Annotated in this window: 13 protein-coding genes and 3 pseudogenes; 6 read left to right on the top strand and 10 right to left on the bottom strand. The window is 41.9% G+C overall.

Translation table 11 applies throughout. The annotated features are described in order from the left end of the window. Nucleotides 1–102 precede the first annotated feature (102 nt). Nucleotides 103–408 (bottom strand): hypothetical protein, encoded by a 306-nt coding sequence (locus QO187_RS11310; RefSeq protein WP_102094549.1) that lies wholly within the window; start codon nt 406–408, stop codon nt 103–105. A gap of 431 nt (nt 409–839) precedes the next feature. On the opposite strand from QO187_RS11310, the gene QO187_RS11315 reads away from it, so the two are divergent. The 3 genes from QO187_RS11315 (at nt 840) to QO187_RS11325 (ending at nt 3,466) form a co-directional block, all read left to right on the top strand. Continuing rightward, nucleotides 840–2,141 carry a glutamate-5-semialdehyde dehydrogenase gene (locus QO187_RS11315; protein ID WP_102094548.1) on the top strand — a complete coding sequence of 434 codons (1,302 nt, stop codon included), beginning with the start codon at nt 840–842 and terminating at the stop codon, nt 2,139–2,141. Between the two features lie 121 nt (nt 2,142–2,262). Continuing rightward, a complete protein-coding gene (locus QO187_RS11320; RefSeq protein WP_102094547.1) occupies nt 2,263–3,015 on the top strand; it encodes a ribonuclease domain-containing protein in 753 nt (250 codons plus the stop codon). Nucleotide 3,016: 1 nt separating this feature from the next. Beyond that, nucleotides 3,017–3,466, top strand: coding sequence for a barstar family protein (locus QO187_RS11325; RefSeq protein WP_240990915.1), 450 nt, complete (start codon nt 3,017–3,019; stop codon nt 3,464–3,466). A 149-nt stretch (nt 3,467–3,615) separates the two neighbouring features. On the opposite strand, the gene QO187_RS11330 is transcribed toward QO187_RS11325, so the two are convergent. From QO187_RS11330 to QO187_RS11345, 4 genes and pseudogenes are all read right to left on the bottom strand, one after another. Further along, entirely contained in the window at nt 3,616–4,374 is a 759-nt protein-coding gene (locus QO187_RS11330; protein WP_102078915.1) for an IS5 family transposase, read from the bottom strand. 71 nt (nt 4,375–4,445) lie between these two features. Continuing rightward, nucleotides 4,446–4,619 (bottom strand): annotated as a pseudogene (locus tag QO187_RS11335) (IS1595 family transposase); the annotation flags it as partial. A 202-nt stretch (nt 4,620–4,821) separates the two neighbouring features. Continuing rightward, nucleotides 4,822–5,565, bottom strand: a complete 744-nt coding sequence (locus QO187_RS11340) for a TorF family putative porin (protein ID WP_071001644.1) — start codon at nt 5,563–5,565, stop codon at nt 4,822–4,824. Between the two features lie 348 nt (nt 5,566–5,913). Next, nucleotides 5,914–6,141, bottom strand: a pseudogene (locus QO187_RS11345) (threonine synthase); the annotation flags it as partial. 173 nt (nt 6,142–6,314) lie between these two features. Between QO187_RS11345 and QO187_RS11350 the strand changes: the two are divergent. Further along, nucleotides 6,315–6,461, top strand: a pseudogene (locus QO187_RS11350) (DUF3817 domain-containing protein); the annotation flags it as partial. 64 nt (nt 6,462–6,525) lie between these two features. Here QO187_RS11350 and QO187_RS11355 read toward each other — a convergent pair. Further along, nucleotides 6,526–7,284 carry an IS5 family transposase gene (locus QO187_RS11355; protein WP_093071332.1) on the bottom strand — a complete coding sequence of 253 codons (759 nt, stop codon included), beginning with the start codon at nt 7,282–7,284 and terminating at the stop codon, nt 6,526–6,528. A gap of 94 nt (nt 7,285–7,378) precedes the next feature. On the opposite strand from QO187_RS11355, the gene gltS reads away from it, so the two are divergent. After that, nucleotides 7,379–8,653, top strand: coding sequence for a sodium/glutamate symporter (gene gltS, locus QO187_RS11360; protein WP_102093316.1), 1,275 nt, complete (start codon nt 7,379–7,381; stop codon nt 8,651–8,653). A gap of 156 nt (nt 8,654–8,809) precedes the next feature. Continuing rightward, nucleotides 8,810–9,673, top strand: a complete 864-nt coding sequence (locus QO187_RS11365; RefSeq protein ID WP_102093286.1) for a TIR domain-containing protein — start codon at nt 8,810–8,812, stop codon at nt 9,671–9,673. Nucleotides 9,674–9,959: 286 nt separating this feature from the next. Here the strand turns inward: QO187_RS11365 and QO187_RS11370 are convergent, their stop codons facing one another. From QO187_RS11370 to QO187_RS11385, 4 genes are all read right to left on the bottom strand, one after another. After that, the gene (locus QO187_RS11370) at nt 9,960–11,468 is read right to left on the bottom strand and encodes a sodium:alanine symporter family protein (RefSeq protein ID WP_102093288.1); all 1,509 of its coding nucleotides are present in this window, start codon (nt 11,466–11,468) and stop codon (nt 9,960–9,962) included. A gap of 608 nt (nt 11,469–12,076) precedes the next feature. Then, nucleotides 12,077–13,333 (bottom strand): serine hydroxymethyltransferase, encoded by a 1,257-nt coding sequence (glyA, locus tag QO187_RS11375; RefSeq protein WP_057758295.1) that lies wholly within the window; start codon nt 13,331–13,333, stop codon nt 12,077–12,079. A gap of 551 nt (nt 13,334–13,884) precedes the next feature. Further along, entirely contained in the window at nt 13,885–14,385 is a 501-nt protein-coding gene (locus QO187_RS11380; RefSeq protein ID WP_102093289.1) for a chorismate lyase, read from the bottom strand. Between the two features lie 99 nt (nt 14,386–14,484). Next, nucleotides 14,485–15,897 carry a GNAT family N-acetyltransferase gene (locus QO187_RS11385; protein ID WP_371548410.1) on the bottom strand — a complete coding sequence of 471 codons (1,413 nt, stop codon included), beginning with the start codon at nt 15,895–15,897 and terminating at the stop codon, nt 14,485–14,487. Between the last annotated feature and the right edge of the window lie 208 nt (nt 15,898–16,105).

The raw sequence follows: 16,105 nt of genomic DNA on the forward strand, positions 1-16,105 counted from the left end.
TTTTATGATTATGTTTGATGACCGTATCAGTAAGCATTTAATCTAAATGGCAGTTACACAGAATCTGGGATGGTCTCAGCTAATATATTCTATAATATGCGATTAATACGTCGATACATGCTCTGAGTCTTCAGTACCATCCATCACATCCGCATCTTCTGCTGTCGCCACTGCCACATCATCGTTATTGGTAACGTCCATACCTTCATCATCGGCACTAGCAACGGCCACATCATCATTGTCGCTTGCTGTTGCACTTTCTTCTACAGAGGTTTGAGCGTCTACAGTAGTATCAGCTTCAGTCTCCATCGGTGTCTCGTCTTTTTTGCTACAAGCACCTAATGCCAGAGCGCCTGCTACCAAGCCAACCGTTAACCAATTTTTATAAGTTGTATTTTTCGTAGCCATGTTCGTTCTCCATCACTCATCATAATAAGATTAAGTACTATCTACTGATAGCCTTGCTGTTTTAATGCTTACTATACTGAGGATATCTCGCAGCTACCTTAGTATTTACAGCGCAATTCTGTTAAAAACACGTAAAGATATAGTGTAGTACTGATAACGCGGCTATCTTAAATAAATATTGCTTAGCATGAACAATATTACTTTGAATAAGCCCCTACAAGAGCGCTACAAAGCGGATTCTGTTCACAAAATCATCTTTACTATCGCCTCAATCTGCTCTATGTTAAATAGCATAATGACCTATCGCTATTTCAGTAGGCATTCAAAACTTCTTTTTTTGCGACATTTTTCGCCTTTTTAGGTACTTTTACCTATATAAAACTGGGCGCTTTTAGTTATAAAAAACCTGTACCACATAAGGAAAATAATTTATGAGTCAATCGAATACTACGGATATTACGACCTATATGCAGTCTGTCGGCAAGCAAGCACGAGCTGCTTCTCGCGCACTCGCTGCTGCCAATACTGGCGATAAAAATTCAGCACTCTTGGCCATTCATGATGAGCTGGTCAATGCCAAACAAGATATTTTGGCTGCCAATAAAATCGATATGGACAACGGTCAAAAAAACAATCTTGATAGCGCACTCCTCGATCGCTTGGAGCTAAACGAAGCACGATTTAACGGTATGCTACAAGGTCTTAAAGACGTCGCTGGCCTTCCTGATCCAATCGGTGAAGTCACTGACATGACCTATCAGCCATCGGGTATTCATTTGGGCAAAATGCGGGTGCCACTTGGCGTAGTCGGTATGATTTATGAGTCGCGCCCTAATGTGACTTTAGAGGCTGCCTCACTGGCACTCAAATCAGGCAATGCTATTATCTTGCGCGGTGGTTCTGAAGCATTTGAATCTAACCAAGCGATTGCCAAATGTATCATCAAAGGACTTAGTCATACTGATCTATCGGAACATAGTGTACAAGTGCTACAGACGACCGATCGTGCAGCCGTTGGTGAGCTGATTACCATGACTGAATATGTCGATGTCATCGTACCACGTGGCGGTAAAGGTCTGATTGCGCGTATTAGCAACGATGCCAAAGTACCTGTAATTAAGCATTTAGACGGTAATTGTCATACCTTTATCGATAGTGATGCGGATCCTGAGATTGCGATTAAGGTCAGCGTCAATGCCAAAACACATCGCTACGGCACTTGTAATACGATGGAGACGCTACTGGTCGATGAAACAGTCGCAGATGAGCTATTGTCTAAAATAGCAGAGGCCATCGTCGCTGCTGATGATGCAATGCAACTACGCCTTGATGACAAGTCACAAGCTATCCTAAATGAAAACGCTAAGCTTGAAGGTCATTTATCCGCTGCCACGGCTGAGGATTGGGATACTGAATATTTAGCTCCTATCCTAGCGGTAAAAGTGGTCGCAGGTATTGACGAAGCGATTGAGCATATCAATACGCACGGCAGCCATCATACCGATGTCATCATCACTGATAACTATACCAAGTCGCAACGCTTTATCCGTGAAGTGGACTCGGCCAGCGTTATGATTAACGCCTCTAGCCGTTTTGCTGATGGTTTTGAATACGGTCTCGGTGCTGAGATTGGTATCTCAACGGACAAAATCCATGCGCGCGGCCCTGTCGGTCTCGAAGGTCTGACTTCACAGAAATGGATCGTTTATGGTCATGGCGAAACCCGTGCTTAATCATACTAGCATCGACTATCGAAACGAGTAATCAGAAACGTCAGCAATTATGCTGGCGTTTCTTCGTTTGCATCATAAGTATTTTAGTTAAGGCATTTAAATTATAGGGAGCGGTACGAGCATGCAAAGTGGCAAGATTAAGCACTGGAACGAAGATAAAGGCTATGGCTTTATCGATGTAGATAATCAAAGTGAAGATGTGTTCTTTCATATTAGCAAAGCACAGTTGGCGAAGCCTATAACGGTTGGTCAAAACGTCTATTTTAACAGTGCCCGTAACGACAAAAATCAATTAAGAGCCACTGAAGTGACCTCGTCTTCATTGAGCCTTGACCAAGATACTGCATCAGATATTCCAAACTATACACCTACTAATGCTAATAGAAATAGCAATCAACGCACTCGTAACTCAAATCGTAGCAGTCACAATAGCAGACCCAATAAAAGAAGCTTAGGCTCTACGCTATTTAGCCTTATCGCTATAATCGCCGTCGCTTTCTATTTCTTTGGCGATTTAAATTCGACATTGCTTGCTGATAGCATCGAGTCGACAACGGTATCGCAGGACGTCGCTAATAATACGAGTCAGGCCGCAGTATCAGGAATAACAGGTGACGCACAGGTCGATAATACGATTGCGCTTATTCAGCAAGGCGGCCCGTTTCCGTATCCAAATAAAGATGGCACGACATTTTATAACCGTGAAGGCAGACTACCCACCCAGTCACAAGGTTACTACCGCGAATATACCGTACCCACCCCTGGTGTCTCTCATCGCGGCGCACGGCGTATCGTCACTGGTGGCAACCCACCTACTGTCTATTACTTGACTGTCGACCATTATGATAGTTTCCAAAGACTACAGGTGCCTTAATATGAAACGAGCTGATATGAAACAAGCGAATACGGACAAAGCCGATATGAATCGAGAAAGTATGAACCAAGCCATCCACTATGTTAGTCAAAGCCATGTTAATCAGGACCACATTAACCAAAACGGTACAGCACTGGGTACTAGCATTCCTGCGCAGGCTGTTACTATAGCCGTCGGTGACACGCTCGAAAAAACTGAGCTATTGACGAGTTTGGCTAAGGCTTGTGATTTTCCTAGTCATTTTTCGCACAACTGGGACAGTGCATGGGATTGTCTAACAGACAGTGAGGTAATTCATTTAAGGCTGGATTTGACAGACGTCAAAAGAATAAACACTGAGGACTTCAATGTCTTTAAAAGCATCATTGAGGATGCCTTTAGAGAATTTGGCAAACCACAATTGTGGATCATCGTGCCATCTGAGGATGAAGCTTATAAGTTAGAAAGTTAGTCGCTAAAAGCCTGTATATTGCAAGCCCGACCGCCGATAGTCACCGATAATTATTCGTCATCATAGAAACCTGAATTCGAGATAAAGCCATATTTATCCCGAATTCAGGTTAATTTATTTTACAGAAAGGATTAGGGTGTGTATAGAATTCAAATGAGTGGCAACCAGATAAAGACACAAGCAAGCATTACCGCCGCTGCATAGCTATCTTTGAGCTTATCATATCGCGTGGCAATGCCCCTAAAATGTTTCAATCTAGCAAAAGCGTTTTCTACCAAATGACGGCAACGATACAAATACCAATCTAGTGTGTCGTTACAGCTTTTAGAGTTCGACTTAACGGGTATGACTGACTCAGCACAGTGCTTGAAGATACACTCTCTAATATCACTACTATCGTAGCCCCTGTCTGCAATCACCGCTTTAGTCTGGTTATTAATCGTGCTATCTATCAACGTCTTTGCCATCTTAGCGTCATGCACTTGCCCACCTGTCAGCTCAATATGTATAGGGTTACCACAAGCATCGACCACTAAGTGCAGTTTGCTGCTATTACCTGCAACACTTTTACCAATGGCCTCATCAAGATGACTGGCTACACCTGAACTATGCTGATGAGCTTTGACCACGCTACCGTCTATAAATAACCATTCACTATCATAGTTTGCTGTGACTATCTTCATGAGCTTTTGCCATTTACCGGTTTTACGCCAGTAACGGTATTGATGATATATGCGAGACCAATGACCAAAATAAGAAGGTAAGTCTCGCCATGGACAGCCTACTCGTATGCGGTACAACATGCCTTCAACGGTACGTCTTAGATTGGGCTTGTTATATACGTTAATTTGTCGCAATATAATAAATAGCTTGTGCCAATGTTCATCGTTGAGCTTGGTGCGAGTCATAAGTGATGCCTTATTTCTTTGTTGTGGTAAACATTAGAGTAAGGCGTTGCTTATTTTTTTCAATGTTTTCTCAATTCTATACAGCCCCTATTCTCGTAAATAAGCAGTCTTAGCCTATGAAAGTAATAACTGGCTGTGGTTTTATTAACACCAATTAGGCTTGCTGCTGTTCTCGCGGTAGAACCGGCAACAAATAACTCGATGAGTCTGCTTTGTTTATACCAACTTAGTTTACTCTTTCTCATAGTGCTATCCTAAATAATTTTACTCATCTAGGACAGCCCCTTCTTTTTAATCTATTCAAACAATCTTTATTCGATATAAATATTAAGCATTTAACATGCCAAGACGTATTTAGAACCAATTCTCCATAAAAAAATCCTGCCTTGAAGTAAGACAGGATTTTTTTATCGCAAGGCTAATTTTCTAGCCTATGCTATTTACAACTTAGAATGCTTTAGTAATTGTAAATACAGCACCAGTCTCTACACCACGTTTGTACGGGTTGGTGTCGGCGTCAATATTTGTGCCGACAGCAGCAAGCTCAGCTGACAGGTCTTCAACAGAAGCAAAGCTGTAAGTCACACCAACTTTCCAGTCGATGTAGTTATCATCGCCACTAGCGTTATCACTGAAATCATAATCGTCAGCAGTGGTATAACCTAAGCTTGCTACACCACCGAAAGATGCGCTCAATGGCATGCTATAAGTCAGGTTTAAATACCATGCATCAGTATCTAAGCCAAAAAAATCATTAGTGAAATTCACGCTTGCAAGCAAACTGTCACCAACAGTGATGGTGTCTGCAAAACCTAGACGTGCATACAGCTCAAGCCAATTCAAATCAGAAGCACTTGGATAGCCGTAGTACCATAAACCGACATCTAAAACTGGTTTAGACGCCAAAGAGCCAAGTTCAGTGCTATAACCTACATATGGATCGAGCTCTAATGAGCTACCAAAGCCGACATTCGAGCCCCAGACACCTGCGTATAAGCCAGAGCTATGGGTTAATCCATAACCAACTTGAACGGCAGGGTCGCTTTCAGTTTGTGTCATACCACGATAGCGGTAATCTGAAGTCATTGCTGCAGTACCAGAGAATGATACATCGCTTTCAGCTGCCATAGTCAAGCCACTTGCACAAGTGAGTAAAGATGCAGCCACTAATGTAGAAAGTTTAAAGTTCATGTTGGTATTCCCCCAAGCTGTTTATTACAAATGTTCAAATCGAAATGATTTGACTCTGAACTTGTTATTGAAATAGCAAAGGGCGTGCCAACTTTATTAAGTTACTGTTTTATCTTATTTCTTTGCAATAAAACTGCAATAACTTACAAAACCAACTTTGAAGCATTATTGTATTGCACAAATATTGGGCGATTTATTGATTTTGCACCAAAACAAATCAAACTGTATCAAATTGTTTGTAAATAGGAATTATTCTTATACAGTTTATATTCTGCACGATGCAATAAAAAAAACCAACCGCAGTTGGTTGGCTTTTTAAGTATTTTCTTCTGAGCAAAGCATGAAAAATTATTTTTCCATATTTGATAGGATTGATGTTCTGACATCATCCAATGTGGCATTGATGGTGAGCATCACGGCATCGGCACATTGTTTGATCGCAGTGTCAGGATCTTTTAGACCATTACCCGTCACTGTGCAAACGATCACCGAACCTTCAGCGATTTTACCTGCTTTAATATCACGGATTGCACCGCCGATTGAAGCCGCCGATGCAGGCTCAACGAATACGCCTTTTACTTCTAATACTCTTGGATTAGGTTTGGTCATTTTTTATCCTTTTAGCTGTCTAGTTAACCCACTTTAAAAATGATACAGTGCTACTGGGATGAATTTTGTGCAGCCTCTGTGTAAGCAGCACGCAAAGAAAATTTATACCAGTAGCGCGTTTAAATCCATAACATTTTTACATTCAGCTGACTATAGGCTATCTAGAAGGCACCTCTTTCTTATTATTGCTCTTCATCGCCATGCCACTAAAATATATGATGGACATTCCAGAAGGTGTGAAATACATCGGTATGGCACACGGTATGTTGTTTATTACCTATATCATACCCCACTCTCAACTTCGAAAGTGATTGAAAAAAGAAGAGCACCTCACTAGGGTGTGTATAGAACTCAAATGAGTGGCAACCAGATAAAGACACAAGCGAGCATTACCGCCGCTGCATAGCTATCTTTGAGCTTATCATATCGCGTGGCAATGCCCCTAAAATGTTTCAATCTAGCAAAAGCGTTTTCTACCAAATGACGGCAACGATACAAATACCAATCTAGTGTGTCGTTACAGCTTTTAGAGTTCGACTTAACGGGTATGACTGACTCAGCACAGTGCTTGAAGATACACTCTCTAATATCACTACTATCGTAGCCCCTGTCTGCAATCACCGCTTTAGTCTGGTTATTAATCGTGCTATCTATCAACGTCTTTGCCATCTTAGCGTCATGCACTTGCCCACCTGTCAGCTCAATATGTATAGGGTTACCACAAGCATCGACCACTAAGTGCAGTTTGCTGCTATTACCTGCAACACTTTTACCAATGGCCTCATCAAGATGACTGGCTGCACCTGAACTATGCTGATGAGCTTTGACCACGCTACCGTCTATAAATAACCATTCACTATCATAGTTTGCTGTGACTATCTTCATGAGCTTTTGCCATTTACCGGTTTTACGCCAGTAACGGTATTGATGATATATGCGAGACCAATGACCAAAATAAGAAGGTAAGTCTCGCCATGGACAGCCTACTCGTATGCGGTACAACATGCCTTCAACGGTACGTCTTAGATTGGGCTTGTTATATACGTTAATTTGTCGCAATATAATAAATAGCTTGTGCCAATGTTCATCGTTGAGCTTGGTGCGAGTCATAAGTGATGCCTTATTTCTTTGTTGTGGTAAACATTAGAGTAAGGCGTTGCTTATTTTTTTCAATGGTTCCTCAATTCTATACAGCCCCTAACCTATGGAGATTACTTTAAACGGTTATTACACCCTGATATTGGCCACCTTAGTGCTGCTGCTTGGGCGGTTTTTGGTGCGAAGAGTCAAGTTTTTAGAAGACTTTAATATTCCAGAACCTGTCGCAGGTGGCTTAGTCGCAGCGGTTGTGGTCTATATTCTCAATATGGTTTGGGGATATAGCTTCAACTTTCATCAAGGCTTACAGACCGCCACTATGCTAATGTTCTTTGCTTCTATCGGTCTGAGTGCTGATTTTAGTCGCCTAAAGGCAGGCGGCACACCATTATTGATTTTTACTATCGTTGTTTCAGTGTTTATTGTATTGCAGGACGTCGTTGGTGTGGCCATGGCAAGTGCATTGGGACTTGATCCTTTGCTCGGTCTAGTGACAGGTTCTATCGCTCTAACGGGTGGTCATGGTACAGCAGGCGCTTGGGGAATCACGTTAGAACAAGACTATGGTGTGGTCGGTGCGACTACATTGGGTATCGCGGTTGCTACTTATGGTTTGGTCGCGGGTGGTATTGTTGGCGGTCCTGTTGCCCGTCGCTTGATTAATCGACTTGGACTAAAACCAACGCCAGCTAACCCTGATCCTAGCGATATCGAAAAAGTTGCTGGTGCACAGTCGTTATATAGCACCAAACACGATGAGGAGTCTGCAGGTAGTAATAAAGATATCTTTGAAAGACCTGATAGCATGCGCTTTATCACCGCTTCTTCTACTATCGAAACCTTGGCACTATTCGCAGGTGCTTTGGCTTTTGCTGATGTAATGGCCATCGTTGCTGAAGGTACATGGTTTGAGCTGCCCACTTTCGTATGGGCGCTGGCAGGCGGCGTCATCATTCGCAATGTACTAACGATGGTCTTCAATTTTGAGATGTTTGATCGCTCGATTGATGTGCTTGGTAATGCGTCTTTAAGCCTATTTTTAGCGATGGCATTGCTGTCCCTGAAACTCTGGCAATTAACGGACTTGGCAGGTCCTGTACTGATCATATTGGTCGTACAGACCATCATTATGATTATCTATGTCTACCTCATTACCTTTAAAGTGATGGGCAAAGACTATGACGCGGCAGTATTATCAGCGGGTCATTGTGGTTTTGGTATGGGTGCAACACCGACAGCAATTGCAAATATGCAGGCAGTCACGGATCGCTACCTACCTTCACCTAAAGCATTTCTAATTGTACCAATGGTTGGTGCGTTCTTTGTTGATATCGTCAATGCCACGATCTTGCAGATTTTTACGAAGTTGCCGTTTATGTAGAATAGAAAGAAAAAATTATCTATCATAGATTGTCATGTGATTTGGCTTTACTATTGTAAGGTAAAGGCTACTAATACGGAACGTATAATATATTTTTACCTTAATTTGTAATCATAACTTACCTTCAAATCAAACATCAAAAACGGGTATTCATCTATGTATTATCATGTAATTTTGGAACTTGATGGTAAACATCATAAAAACGCATGGGATAAAATTGAAATAAAATCAGATATAGAGGACTTAGATAATTTAAAAGCTAAATTTTCTGAACCTTATCAAGTAGGACGCCCAATATTGATAAATGGTAGAACTATACCGATAGATCATATTGAGCGTTTAAGATTCTTTTCGAGTAATGATCCTAGTAATATTTTAGAAGCGCGACAGGCGACACAAAGAAAGGCTGAGGAAAGAGCATCTGATGTGGCATTTATAGGTTTTTATGAAAATTATTTAGAGTCAGCACTTTTGAAAGAAAAAGATATTACCGATGAATTGATTACGTATGCGAAAGGAACGAAAACCTCAACCTTGGCTGCAGAAGACCAAAAAAATGTGAGCTTACCAACTAAGGTTTTTATTGTTCATGGACACGATGACGCGCTTATAAACGAAGTCAAATCGTTTTTGCTAGCTCAATCCATCAAGCCAGTTGTACTTAGAGAGCAACATGATGCTGGTATCACGATCATAGAAAAGCTAGAACGCTATACCAAAGATCCATCGATTGGGTTCGGTATAGTTTTATACACACCTGATGACGAGGGAAAAGCAGTTGGCGCAGAAAGCTATCAATCCAGAGCCAGACAAAACGTTGTTTTTGAACATGGTTTGCTAATAGGATTATACGGTCGGGAAAAAGTTGTAAGCTTGGTAAAGAAGCAATCTAATATTGAAATGCCAGGTGATGTAAACGGTGTAATATACGCTGATCATGGTTCTGGAGATTGGCGTCTGAGTGTCGCTCATATGTTGAAAAAAGCTAATTACAGTATTGACTATAACGAAATAACTTAAATATTTTTAGTTGGGGACTCCTGACAACCTAAACTATGAACAATTAACAGATCACAAAAAACCGCCCTATCACAGGCGGTTTTTTGCATTATATAACTTGCAGCAAAATCTGATTACTACTGACTGCTTTTTTTCGTAAGTAGGCAATGCTTTACAGATCGCTTCTATTTAAAGTTTAACAGCTATCTAGCAAATAACAAGTACCAGCCATCGAAAAGCCCGCCAAGACTCATCTTGGCAGGCTTTTTTAATTATCAAGTTATAATAGATTGTTCAATCAAACCTATTATTTATACTTTTTAATTTCACCACTTTTCACACGCGCTATGAAAGAATTAACCTCTCTTTTCACAATTGGCATTAAGAAGTACAGGCCGATGATGTTAAAGATAGCCATAGCGAACAGAGCCGCATCTGAGAAGTCGATAACGAAGCTAAACTGTACGATGGTACCGATAACAACGAAGATTAAGAAGATAAGTTTGTATATCATCTCACCGCCTTTCCCTTCACCGAAGAGGTAAGTCCAAGCTTTTAGACCATAATATGACCATGAAATCATCGTTGAGAAAGCAAACAACAATACCGCGACAGCTAGGAAATACTGGAAGATAGGTGCCGTTTCCATGAATGCTGTACGGGTTAGATCCACACCAGTAAGCGCTTGGGTTTGTAAGTTTGCGGCAGTATTTACCCCAGAGATAGTAATAACAAGTGCCGTCATCGTACAGATAACAACTGTATCAATGAAAGGCTCTAATAGCGCTACTAGGCCTTCAGTAGCAGGCTCTTTGGTTTTTACTGCTGAGTGAGCAATAGCGGCTGAACCAACACCCGCTTCGTTAGAGAAAGTTGCACGTTTCAAACCTTGAATCAACGCGCCAATAAAGCCACCAGCCACGCCAGCACCAGTAAAGGCACCCGAGAAAATCTCGCCAAATGCAGTGCCGATATGATTAAAGTTAGCAATCAGTACGATTACCGCCATAGTAATGTACAACAAGGCCATAAAAGGTACGACTTTTTCGGTAACGGTTGCGATGCGCGGCATACCGCCAATGATAACCATACCGACTAAAAACGCTAAGCCAATACCAAAGAAAACACTGTAATCCGTTGGAATGCTAAAAGTAGAGCTCATGACTGCAAAGGCTTGGTTACCCTGAAACATGTTACCAGCACCAAAGGTCGCCAATATACACATGAGTGCAAAACCAACAGCCAGGAACTTACCTAATCCGCCCATACCACGTTCAGCCATACCGCGGCTTAGGTAGTACATAGGGCCACCTGATACGACGCCAGATGGTAGTACCGTACGGTATTTGACACCTAGCGCACATTCTACAAACTTAGTCGCCATACCGAATAGGCCGACCATAATCATCCAAAAGGTAGCGCCAGGTCCACCAATAGCGAGTGCTGCACCGACACCAGCAATATTACCAAGACCAACCGTACCTGACAAAGCAGTGGCTAGTGCTTGAAAATGGCTAACCTCGCCTTCTTCTTTGACAGCAGGGTTTGGATCAGTATATTTACCTCTGACAATATCTAGAGACAGGCCTATTTGACGAAACTGAATAAATCCAAAGTAAAAAGTGAATACGAGTGCGGCAACTAATAACCAACCCACAATGAGGGGGAAGCTGACGTCTCCAAGAGGTACTGAAAAGAAAATAAGGTCGACGAACCAGCCAAATATATTGGCCATAAAGCCATCGAGACCTGCTCCAAATGCTGCTAAACCTGATTGTTCTGCTGCTTGCGCAAGAGTCGTGCTGAGTAATAGCATCGTTGCGACTAAAGATTATTTTTTCATGTAAATCCCTTTAGTGAAAATAACATTTATATAATTATTCAATCAATTACAGCGATACTAGGGCGTGTCTTCAATTCACTCGATAGTCATCTAAATGGGCTAAAAATGGCTAAATCTTGCCAAACATCGTCAAATAGTTGGTCAATATCCCGATATTATCTGCGCTATTTTTCTTGTTTGGCGGCAATTTATCTCATTTTTATCACCATTTTTGAAATGAAGACACGCCCTAATACAAAGTGTAACTATTTATTATAATTTGTATTAGTATTATTACTAAATGTTCAATACTGACTATATACTAATAGTTTTGTATAAACAAAGAGATTTACATATTTTTCTTAATTAAACATCAACTTAGCTCCTTAAAACTAATAGCGGAACTCAATCAAGCTCACTACACTTATCGAAAAATGTCGGTAGTAATTTTCAGGTTAAATAACGGACTTAAATATAATTAAAAGAGCTCAATGGCAATATCAACATAGGTTTGCGTTACATGACATAATATTCATAGAGAGCAATAACAAAAAAACCGCTAAGCAAAAGCTTAGCGGTTTTTTTTATTACCTTTCTAAAGTTTACTGATTTTTAGCATAGACTGGTAATTCTGCACAAATCGCTTCTACTTTAGCGCGTACTTCAGTAGCAACCGCTTCATCACCGCGGCTATCTAGTACGTCACAGATCCAACCTGCCAACTCACCCGCTTGTGCTTCGTTGAAACCGCGAGTAGTAATCGCTGGCGTACCGATACGGATACCAGAAGTCACGAATGGTGATTTTGGATCGTTTGGTACAGCATTTTTGTTGACAGTAATGTGTGCTTCACCAAGCCATTTGTCCGCTTCTTTACCCGTCATTTCTTGCTTAACGAGGCTGATCAGCATTAGATGGTTTTCAGTACCACCAGAGATGACTTCATAGCCGCGCTCTTGAACCACTTTTGCCATTGCTTGCGCATTTTTCACTACTTGCTGCTGATACGTTTTGAAGTTATCTTCTAACGCTTCTTTAAAGCAAACCGCTTTTGCAGCGATAACATGCATCAATGGGCCACCTTGGTTGCCTGGGAATACAGCTGAGTTTAGCTTTTTAGCCAATACTTCATCACGCGCCAAAATCATACCTGAGCGTGGGCCACGTAGAGTTTTGTGCGTAGTCGTCGTAACCACGTCAGCGAAAGGTACTGGATTTGGATAAACACCGCCAGCAACTAGGCCTGCAACGTGTGCCATATCGACCAATAGATACGCGCCTACTTCGTCCGCGATGTCACGGAAACGCTGCCAATCAACTACTTGTGAATATGCTGAGAAACCCGCGATGATCATTTTTGGCTTATGCTCACGCGCCAAGCTCTCTACTTGATCATAATCAATAAGGCCAGTGCCATCTACCAATCCGTACTGTACGGCATTGTAGTTCAGACCTGAGAAGTTGATGTGGGCGCCATGCGTCAAGTGACCACCAGCGTCTAAGCTCATGCCTAGTACCGTGTCATTTGCTTCTAGCAATGCTAAAAATACGGCTGAGTTTGCTTGGCTACCAGAATGTGGCTGAACGTTCACATACTCTGCACCGAACAACTCTTTAGCACGGTCAATAGCCAATTGCTCAACTACGTCCACATGCTCACAACCACCATAGTAACGCTTGCCAGGATAGCCTTCTGCGTATTTGTTGGTAAGGTCAGTACCTTGTGCTTCCATCACTGCTTGTGAGCAGTAGTTTTCAGAGGCGATAAGCTCGATGTGGTTTTCTTGACGAACGCTTTCTGCGGCCATCGCTTCAGCAAGTACTGGATCAAAATCTTTGATAGAAATATCTTTAAACATAGTGATGTCCTAAGTAGTGACTGTCATTAAAAAACGTCATTGAAAAGAAGCTTATAGCCTGCCCACAATAAAACAACTACTGCGTCAACGTCGCTGAAGTACGCTTGATACCTCTGCACGCTGTTTTTCTGCAGTCTATTTTATGGTATGACCCTTATTGTGAATGGAGTCTATTAGCAAAGATTGAAATAAGAATAAATACAGGCGACTGACCTGTTATTAACTTGACTGATTCGTCAATAAAATCGATGTACATTTGCATCGATATCATCGCGAAAGATTAAGTGTAACATGAAAATTTGTGCTGTGAGCGCAAAAAAACCTCACCTTAAGATGAGGGAATTAAATGACTATATAACACAGATAAATAGCCAATAAAATAAAGGATTTACCCGCTGAATATTTTCACCAATATGCCTTCTTATGCTGTTTTAGGCATAAAATATTTTTAAGCGTTGCTAGATATAGTCAATTCAATTTAAAAGTAATACAAGGCAGCCGAGTGTAGATGTATATTAAATACATCAAGCGAGGTTAACCCAGTAATACTTTTATAGGTCGCTAGTTAAAAACGTAGGTAAGAACGTTTCACTGATCATAAGCGTGCGACCATACCAATCATAACGCGTTTGTCGTTGCCAACCGTCACTGGTATGACTGATAAAACGCTCATTTGGCAAAGTACGGCAACGCTTAAACAGCACATAGCCGATAGGGGTGTTTTTGAGTTGTTGAAGGCGGCGTGCTTGACCTTGCAAACTATATAGAGGGAAAATACTTTGGGCTTGTACCCATGGCGCGTCATCATAGCCATAGAGTTGTACCTCGCGTACCCATGCCAGCATCGGTCGTCCTAACATGCCACCTGTTATACCCAGCTGCTTTTTTTGACCTAAAGTCAGCGAACGATAGCCCTCAAAGCTGCGTTTTACACGCAGTGGCTGCCCTGCCTTCTCTTCTAATATCGCAGTGAGAGAACCTTCAGCAGTTAGCCAAGGTAAGAGTTCAGTAGGAGGTAAATCATTGGTAGAACTAAAAGAATTGCTGGTCATAGTTTATGGCTAGTATTTTTTAAAGAGTGTTTAACAGTTAAAAGGTGCTTGCAAATAGAAACAGAGTGAGTCACAGCTGATTACCGTGATGAAGCACTGCTATGAAGCACGGCCATCAAATTCAGGCATATTGTCTGCGTTAAAAGGCAGAGCTTCAAAGGCCTGCTGACGATACTGCGCCATGTGCAGCCGATCTCTGGCACAAAAATCGCCAATCGCCGGTACAAAACGCGGATCATAAATACGGTGGATAGAATGGGTCGTCGTTGGGACAAAACCACGTACTAGCTTATGCTCGCCTTGCGTACCAGGATCAAAAGATATCAATCCTTGCTCAATAGCAAACTCGATACCTTGGTAATAACACAGCTCAAAATGCAAGCTGTCATATTCACCGAGCGCACCCCAGTAACGACCATATAAGGTGGCATTATTATCGCCACCAACATTGTCACCACCAACATTGTCACCACCAACATTGTCACCATCAGCCTTGTCGCTATCAGGTCTGTCATATAAGAACAAACTACTCGCGATAATCTCACCACTGGCGTCGAGTGCTTGTGCAAGCATTATATGCTCAGGCATGCTCACTGCCAATGCCATAAAAAAATCTATCGTCAAATAAGGCTGCTGTCCGCGTACTGCATAGGTCATCACATAACAGTGATAAAAAGCCTTCCAATCAGCATCGCTAATAGCATCGCCGCATTTTCGCTGGCAAATAATGCCTTGCTCGGCAACTTTACGGCGCTCAGCCCGAATGGTTTTACGCTTTTTGGCTTTTAAGGTCATCAAAAACGCATCAAAATCTGCAAATGGCTTACTGTCATTAAGCAAGTCTTTGTTTTGCCATAAGAACTGGCAGCCTTGACGCTCAAATATCGGTAGCTCAATAGCAGCTGATTCTACGCCGCTTTCTTGAGCCGCTATCGCATGCTCTACATCAATTTCAGTTGGCATAGAGGTGGTGGCGATAGAGGCAAGCTCTGGTGTCACAAACAGTCCATGCCAGCTTGAGGCGCCCACTTGTTGAGCGATATCATCGATACCTGCGATGGCTGTTTTGAGAATATCTTCATTTAAGGTTTCACCTTTGGCCAACCAAACTCTCTGACCAGTAATCGGTGTATACGGTGCGCTAGTGACCAATCGCGGATAATAATCAACGCCATAGCGTGCATAAGCTTCAGCCCATGCATGATCAAATACAAACTCACCGCGATGATGACCTTTTATAAATACTGGCATGACAGCCACAGGCTGCAATGCATTTTCTACCGCGTCATCTACTAAGGTATCGGTGTTATCTTCACTATCGGCACTATTAGTAGCATCAGCGACACGGTGGACCAAGATAAATATCGGTAACCATCCCGCCTGCTCACCAATGGCACCGGTATCAGCCAACGCTTGCCAAAATTTGAATGACATAAAAGGGGTATCTGGCGTCTGCCACTCTGTTTGGCTCTGCCAGCTGGTATCATTAATCAGCGCATACTCTAAACTCATATTCACCGTCACTATTATAATCGCGATATATTTATCGATAACCAATCTATTGATGACCTAGACTAGCAAATTTTTACGTCATTGCTGTCACAATTTGCAAAAACTTATCCGCACCCAATAGAAAACCACCAACGATAACGCGGGTGGTTTGTAAGAATGCGCTCATGGGCAGTAAGATCAATATAAAACGTCATGAAAAAACAGTAGT

It is taken from the genome of Psychrobacter sp. Arc9, from assembly GCF_041431295.1.
Classification (GTDB): domain Bacteria; phylum Pseudomonadota; class Gammaproteobacteria; order Pseudomonadales; family Moraxellaceae; genus Psychrobacter.

Bases quoted from the DNA above. Each gene is read 5' to 3' on its own strand.
- QO187_RS11340 (WP_071001644.1), bottom strand. From the start codon at position 5,565: ATGAACTTTAAACTTTCTACATTAGTGGCTGCATCTTTACTCACTTGT.
- QO187_RS11330 (WP_102078915.1), bottom strand. From the start codon at position 4,374: ATGACTCGCACCAAGCTCAACGATGAACATTGGCACAAGCTATTTATT.
- QO187_RS11315 (WP_102094548.1), top strand. From the start codon at position 840: ATGAGTCAATCGAATACTACGGATATTACGACCTATATGCAGTCTGTC.
- QO187_RS11370 (WP_102093288.1), bottom strand. From the start codon at position 11,468: ATGCTATTACTCAGCACGACTCTTGCGCAAGCAGCAGAACAATCAGGT.
- QO187_RS11320 (WP_102094547.1), top strand. From the start codon at position 2,263: ATGCAAAGTGGCAAGATTAAGCACTGGAACGAAGATAAAGGCTATGGC.
- QO187_RS11365 (WP_102093286.1), top strand. From the start codon at position 8,810: ATGTATTATCATGTAATTTTGGAACTTGATGGTAAACATCATAAAAAC.
- QO187_RS11385 (WP_371548410.1), bottom strand. From the start codon at position 15,897: ATGAGTTTAGAGTATGCGCTGATTAATGATACCAGCTGGCAGAGCCAA.
- QO187_RS11310 (WP_102094549.1), bottom strand. From the start codon at position 408: ATGGCTACGAAAAATACAACTTATAAAAATTGGTTAACGGTTGGCTTG.
- gltS (WP_102093316.1), top strand. From the start codon at position 7,379: ATGGAGATTACTTTAAACGGTTATTACACCCTGATATTGGCCACCTTA.
- glyA (WP_057758295.1), bottom strand. From the start codon at position 13,333: ATGTTTAAAGATATTTCTATCAAAGATTTTGATCCAGTACTTGCTGAA.
- QO187_RS11325 (WP_240990915.1), top strand. From the start codon at position 3,017: ATGAAACGAGCTGATATGAAACAAGCGAATACGGACAAAGCCGATATG.
- QO187_RS11355 (WP_093071332.1), bottom strand. From the start codon at position 7,284: ATGACTCGCACCAAGCTCAACGATGAACATTGGCACAAGCTATTTATT.
- QO187_RS11380 (WP_102093289.1), bottom strand. From the start codon at position 14,385: ATGACCAGCAATTCTTTTAGTTCTACCAATGATTTACCTCCTACTGAA.